Genomic DNA, 5,148 nt, shown 5'->3' on the forward strand with positions numbered 1-5,148 from the left:
CGGCCGCGTCGTCTACGAATACGGTGAATTCGCACCGGGATTCGGCACCACCCTGCACGCGGGCAGCTTCCTGCCCGCGCAGGGGTGAGGCCCTAGACGAGCTCCGGGGTGCGCCCTCGCGCGCGGTACTCCTGCGGTGGGCAGCCCTGCCAGCGCCGGAAGGCGCGGATGAAGGACGCCGCCTCGGCGTAGCCCAGGCGGGCCGCCACCTGTTCGGTGGTCATGTCGGTGCGGTCCAGCAGTTCCTCCGAGAGGGCTTGGCGCACCTCGTCGAGCAGGGCGCGGAACGAGGTGCCCTCCTCGTTGAGCCGACGCGACAGGGTGCGCGGGCTGACGAACAGCCCGGCCGCCACGGCCGACTGATCCGGGATCACGCCCGGATCGCGAATGAGGACGCCGCGTACGACGGCCGCGAAACCGGAGCGGACGTAGCGGCGCGCCAGCAGTTCCTGGCACGTCTGCTCGCAGGTGCTGCGGGCCTGTTCGGTCGGCTGCGGCAGGACGACGTCCAGGAAGGAGGAGTCGAAGGCGAGTTCGTCGACGCTGGTTCCGAAGAGCGGCTCGACGCCGAAAACCGACCGGTAGCGGGTGGTATCGGGCGGTGCGGCGTGCCGGAAACTGACGCGGCGCACCGGTAGGTTCACCGAGTACAGCTCACGACCGAGCATCTGGATTCCGGCCAGTACCCGCTCGGCCAAGAAGCCGCGCACGTCCTCCGGAACGTCCCGGTCGTCGAACCGCAGACGCCCTTCACCGTCCACTTCCTCGAACGTCACCTGCCCGAACGCGAAGGCCAGTTCGACGTATCCTGGCGCCAGCACGATCGCGTCCCGCATGGTCCGGCTGGCCAGCAGGGCCAGACCCCAGGGTCCCGACAGCGACACGTGATATCGCGTCCCCGCCTCCACGCCCAGTCCCGGTTCCCGGCCGAACCGGGCGAGGAGATTCCGCACCACCGCAAGTTCTTGCCGCGCCGTCACTTCCGTGGTCTGTTCGACCACCGATTCGGGCGCCAGTCCCGCTCCGGCGAGGCACTCCCCCGCCGGCATCCCTCTCTCATTCGCGAGCCGGGTCAGAATGTGCACGCCGGACGTGTGCCTGGCTAGATCCCAGTCGAGCATGTGTGCTTTGTCCTCTTCGACTACTCCCGACCCAAATGTCTGTTCCCCATCGGGTTGGCGCAACATATCAACGAGAGACCGCCCGGTGTGGCGCATCCGATATTTTTGATCGTGCAGCGGTGATGCGCGCGACGCGCGGAACACGATTCGTCACGTAACAGCCGATGCGCCGGTGCGATTCACCCACAACCGGTTCGGACGACGACCAGCAATCGAGGTCTGCCCACCATGAGTTCCACCGCGATCCTGCTACTTCCCATGCTCGCGGCCCCCGCCTTCGGCGTCGGCATCTGGCTCGGCATTCGCTCGGTTACCGACGAATGCGCCTCCGAACGCCGCCAAGCACGCTGCCGACGCACCCGATAACGTGCACGGTATGAGCAGCTCATCGACCCGCACCGTGGTCGTCACCGGCGCGTCCTCCGGCATCGGCAAGGCGACCGCCGCGGCCTTCGCGGCCCGCGGACACAAGGTGATCGGCACCAGCCGCAATCCCGACAATCTCGCCGAGGCCGACCGGGCGCCGGGCGTCGAGTACCGCGCGCTCGATATCACCGACCTGGAGTCGATAGCGCGGTTCACGGCCGAGCTCGGGGCGATCGATGTGCTGATCAACAATGCCGGGGAGAGCCAGGCCGGGCCGCTGTCCGACCTGCCGCGTGAAGCGATCGAAAGACTGTTCCAGCTCAATGTCTTCGGGCCTGTGGCGTTGACCCAGGCGGTGTTGCCCGGCATGCGTGAGCGTGGGTATGGGCGGATCGTCATGGTCGGGTCCATGCTCGGGAGCTTTCCGATGCCCTACCGCTCGTCCTACGTGGCGACCAAAGCGGCCGTGCGGGGGTTCGCGACCGCCGCGCGGTTCGAGGAGTCTCCGTTCGGTGTGTGGATCACTACCGTCGAGCCCGGTCAGATCGATACCGGGCTGAGTGAGCGTCGGGCCAAGTACATCGCCGATGGGTCACCGCATGCCGCGGACTTCACGAAATTCATGGCCCGCCTCGATGCTCAGATGAGCAAAGGCATTGCACCTGACCAGGTGGCGGAAACCATTGTGGCGGCGGTGAACTCCGATCGGCCGAAGCCGCTGTACGCGGTGGGAAGCAATGCGCCATTGATGTTCGCGATTCGTCGGGTGCTTCCGCGGGGCGTTATGGAGCGTGTGATTGCAGCGGCTCAAGGGCTCAAACGGTAAGAGACCAAAGACAATAGAGAGACCAAAGACAAAAGCCGCCTGGAGAAGGGAGAGGGTGGCCGAGCTGGCGAGGCAACTCACTTACCAGACCCACTCACGGCTCGGCCGCGCGTCATCCCGGGGAAAACGAAGGGATGGGGTTGGGCTTTTCTGTAGAAGGTGATCCGTGCAGTCCGTGGGCTGGAATCGGCGGGTAACGGCTCCTGGCTTGGCGTCAGCCCCAGTGCGGTAGGGCAGGCGAGGTGACCACGCTCCCGATTGGCTTTGCGTACGCCTGCGGGACATGAGCAACGGTGGTGGGCGCAGCCCGGAGTGCCCCACCTTTGGTGAGGCTCGGGCTGGCATCACGGGCGTGACCACCATTCGACCGGTGAGCGGGTGCGGTCGCGGAGGCGCGCGAGGGAGGCGGCCATCAGCTCGCCCGCGTGGTGGCGGTCGTTGACCTGCGGGGTGTGGCTGGGATCGATGTGAGCTGGCGGTATCCAGCCGGTGCGGCCCGCGTGTTCTGAATCCTTGGGCATGGCAAGGGTTTTCCATCCGCCCGGTCCGTCGTGGATCAGGGCGTGGCAGGCATCGCAGGCCAGGGTCAGGTTTTCGATGTCGGTCTTGCCGCCGTTGTTCCATTCGGTGATGTGGTGAACCTGGGTCAGGGTGGCGGGGGCGCTGCAGCCCGGGCGAGTGCAGCCCCGTTCGGTGGCGATCAAGGCCATGCGCTGGGCGGCATTGGCGAGGCGCTTGGTGCGGCCCAGGTGCAGGGGGCGTCCGGCGTGGTCGAAGATCGCCAGGAACGGCTTGGACTTCTGGGCGAGCTGCAAAGCCTCTTCCAGCGGAACGGTCCCGCCCGAGGCGGTGGTGGCAACACCGGCGGTGGCCTCTACTTCCGCGAGCGACATGGTGATGATCGTGGAGACGGGCAGGCCCCGGTGCTGACCGGTGTTTTCCGGCCCCATTTCGGGGCGCAGGAACGCCAGCAGCGCATCGTGGTTGCGCTGAACGGCCGTACGAGGATCACGGCGTGCGGCACGCTCCAACCCCGCAAGGGCTTCGTCGTCGAGCCCTTCTGTGGTCCACGGGCTTTCAGCATCATCGCCATTGCACATGCCCGGCCGAGCCAGGCCGGCGAAGATCGGGTCCAGCACAGCACGCAGCGCGGGCGTCACCTGCGCGCTGATCACCGACATCCCGTCCACACCCTGCTTGCCGAGCGTCAGCCCACGACGCCGCCTCGATCTCCCGAACCAGCTTGTGCTCGAACGCGGCCATCCGACGGCGTGTGGTCTCCCAATCCCGCATCAATTCCACGAGATCCTCATCCGAGATCGCATCCAGGGAGTCATTGAGCAGGACGTCCACAGCATCGAACACCACACCGGTGGCATCGCCCACCGTGATGTCCTCGCTGAGATTCGGCCCGCCCAATTTCATGCCTCTATTCTATCAATTACACCCTTCACCCGTGACCTAATGACCATGCGTAGCAAGGCCTTTCAGATTTCCACCATACAATTACGACCGTTCGGTAAGCCGCAAATCCCGCCCGATAATCTCCCGCATGATTTCGGAAGTCCCCCCGTACACCCGAGTGATCCGCGCATCCGCAGCCATCCGCGCAATCGGATACTCACGCATGTACCCATAGCCTCCGAACAGCTGCTGGCACCGGTCGATGCAACGGAACTCCATCTCCGAGGCCCACAGCTTGGCCTTGGCGGCATCAGCAGGCGTCAACCGCCCCGCGTTCAACTCCAGCACGCACTTGTCGATGAACGCTTCCGCCACCGACACCTCGGTAGCCACGTCGGCGAGCGTGAACTTGGTGCTCTGGAACGCCCCGATCGCCTGCCCGAAAGCCTCACGCTCCCCGACGTATTCGATGGTCGTCCGCAAGGCGACCCGGGCTCGCGCCAGGCAGGCGACGGCAATCTGCATCCGTTCCTGGGGGAGGTTCCGCATCAGGTAGGTGAATCCGCGCCCCACCTCCCCGAGCACGTTCTTCTTGGGCACCCGGACATCGGTGAAGCTGAGCTCGGCCGTGTCCTGCGAGTGCAGACCGAGCTTGTCGAGGTTGCGGCCACGCTCGAAGCCCTCCATGCCGCGCTCGAGCACCATCACGGTCACCCCTGCGTGGCGTTCGGCGGAGGTCCGGACCGCCGTGATCACCAGATCCGCGTTGATGCCGTTGGTGATGAACGTCTTCGCACCGTTCACTACGAAGTGATCGCCCATATCGACTGCCGCCGTGCGGATTCCGGCCACATCCGATCCCGCGCCCGGTTCGGTCATGCCGATGGCCGCGATCCGGGTCCCCGCCACGAACCCCGGCAGCCACCGCTCCCGCTGTTCCTCGGTCGTCAGATCCACCAGGTACGGCGTGCAGATGTCATTGTGCAGCGCGAAGTTCAGGCCGACTCCCGCGCAGTCGGCTTCCATGAATTCCTCGATGAGGATCTGGTTGAACCGGAAGTCCGCGACGCCCAGCCCGCCGTAGCTCTGCGGCACCGCGAATCCGATCAGACCCAGGTCTCCGGCCCGCGCGAACACCGATCGCGGCACGATCCCGGCCTCTTCCCATCCGAGGTAGTGCGGCGCGACTTCCTTGCGCACGAATCCCCTCGCCAGCTCGGCGAATGCCAGATGATCGTCACCGTAGTGCCCTCGTTCCATGGACCCATGGTTGTGGACGATCGCGGCGCCGAACCAGAGAATCCCGGCCATTCCTCGGCCGGTCCCGGCATGTTCGAGGGCGATGACCGCTGGTACGACTCCTCGGATTGCCCCCAGTGGTACGAGGCGCACATCCACATCGGGTGAGAGTGGTCGAGGACGGATTCGATC

At 65.8% G+C, this 5,148-nt stretch carries 7 protein-coding genes; 3 read left to right on the top strand and 4 right to left on the bottom strand.

The features are described from left to right. Positions 1 to 92: 92 nt before the first annotated feature. Entirely contained in the window at positions 93 to 1,049 is a 957-nt protein-coding gene (locus ACFV4K_RS34575) for an AraC family transcriptional regulator (RefSeq protein ID WP_379280524.1), read from the bottom strand. A 300-nt stretch (positions 1,050 to 1,349) separates the two neighbouring features. Here ACFV4K_RS34575 and ACFV4K_RS34580 point away from each other — a divergent pair, with 300 nt between their 5' ends. Together ACFV4K_RS34580 and ACFV4K_RS34585 are read left to right on the top strand one after the other, a co-directional pair. Continuing rightward, positions 1,350 to 1,487 (top strand): hypothetical protein, encoded by a 138-nt coding sequence (locus tag ACFV4K_RS34580; RefSeq protein WP_379280525.1) that lies wholly within the window; start codon positions 1,350 to 1,352, stop codon positions 1,485 to 1,487. A 10-nt stretch (positions 1,488 to 1,497) separates the two neighbouring features. Beyond that, positions 1,498 to 2,313 (top strand): SDR family oxidoreductase, encoded by an 816-nt coding sequence (locus ACFV4K_RS34585; RefSeq protein WP_379280526.1) that lies wholly within the window; start codon positions 1,498 to 1,500, stop codon positions 2,311 to 2,313. Between the two features lie 344 nt (positions 2,314 to 2,657). On the opposite strand, the gene ACFV4K_RS34590 is transcribed toward ACFV4K_RS34585, so the two are convergent. The 3 genes from ACFV4K_RS34590 to ACFV4K_RS34600 form a co-directional block, all read right to left on the bottom strand. After that, a complete protein-coding gene (locus ACFV4K_RS34590) occupies positions 2,658 to 3,488 on the bottom strand; it encodes a DUF222 domain-containing protein (protein ID WP_379280527.1) in 831 nt (276 codons plus the stop codon). Continuing rightward, on the bottom strand, positions 3,397 to 3,738 hold the full coding sequence (locus tag ACFV4K_RS34595; RefSeq protein WP_379280528.1) for a hypothetical protein: 342 nt from the start codon (positions 3,736 to 3,738) through the stop codon (positions 3,397 to 3,399). Before ACFV4K_RS34595 ends, ACFV4K_RS34590 begins: the two co-directional genes overlap by 92 nt. An 81-nt stretch (positions 3,739 to 3,819) precedes the next feature. Then, positions 3,820 to 4,977 (bottom strand): acyl-CoA dehydrogenase family protein, encoded by a 1,158-nt coding sequence (locus tag ACFV4K_RS34600; protein ID WP_379280529.1) that lies wholly within the window; start codon positions 4,975 to 4,977, stop codon positions 3,820 to 3,822. A gap of 6 nt (positions 4,978 to 4,983) precedes the next feature. On the opposite strand from ACFV4K_RS34600, the gene ACFV4K_RS34605 reads away from it, so the two are divergent. After that, positions 4,984 to 5,124, top strand: coding sequence for a hypothetical protein (locus tag ACFV4K_RS34605; RefSeq protein WP_379280530.1), 141 nt, complete (start codon positions 4,984 to 4,986; stop codon positions 5,122 to 5,124). The last annotated feature ends 24 nt before the right edge of the window (positions 5,125 to 5,148 follow it).

The sequence above is a fragment of the Nocardia sp. NPDC059764 genome, from assembly GCF_042732555.1.
In the GTDB taxonomy this organism is placed as follows: domain Bacteria; phylum Actinomycetota; class Actinomycetes; order Mycobacteriales; family Mycobacteriaceae; genus Nocardia.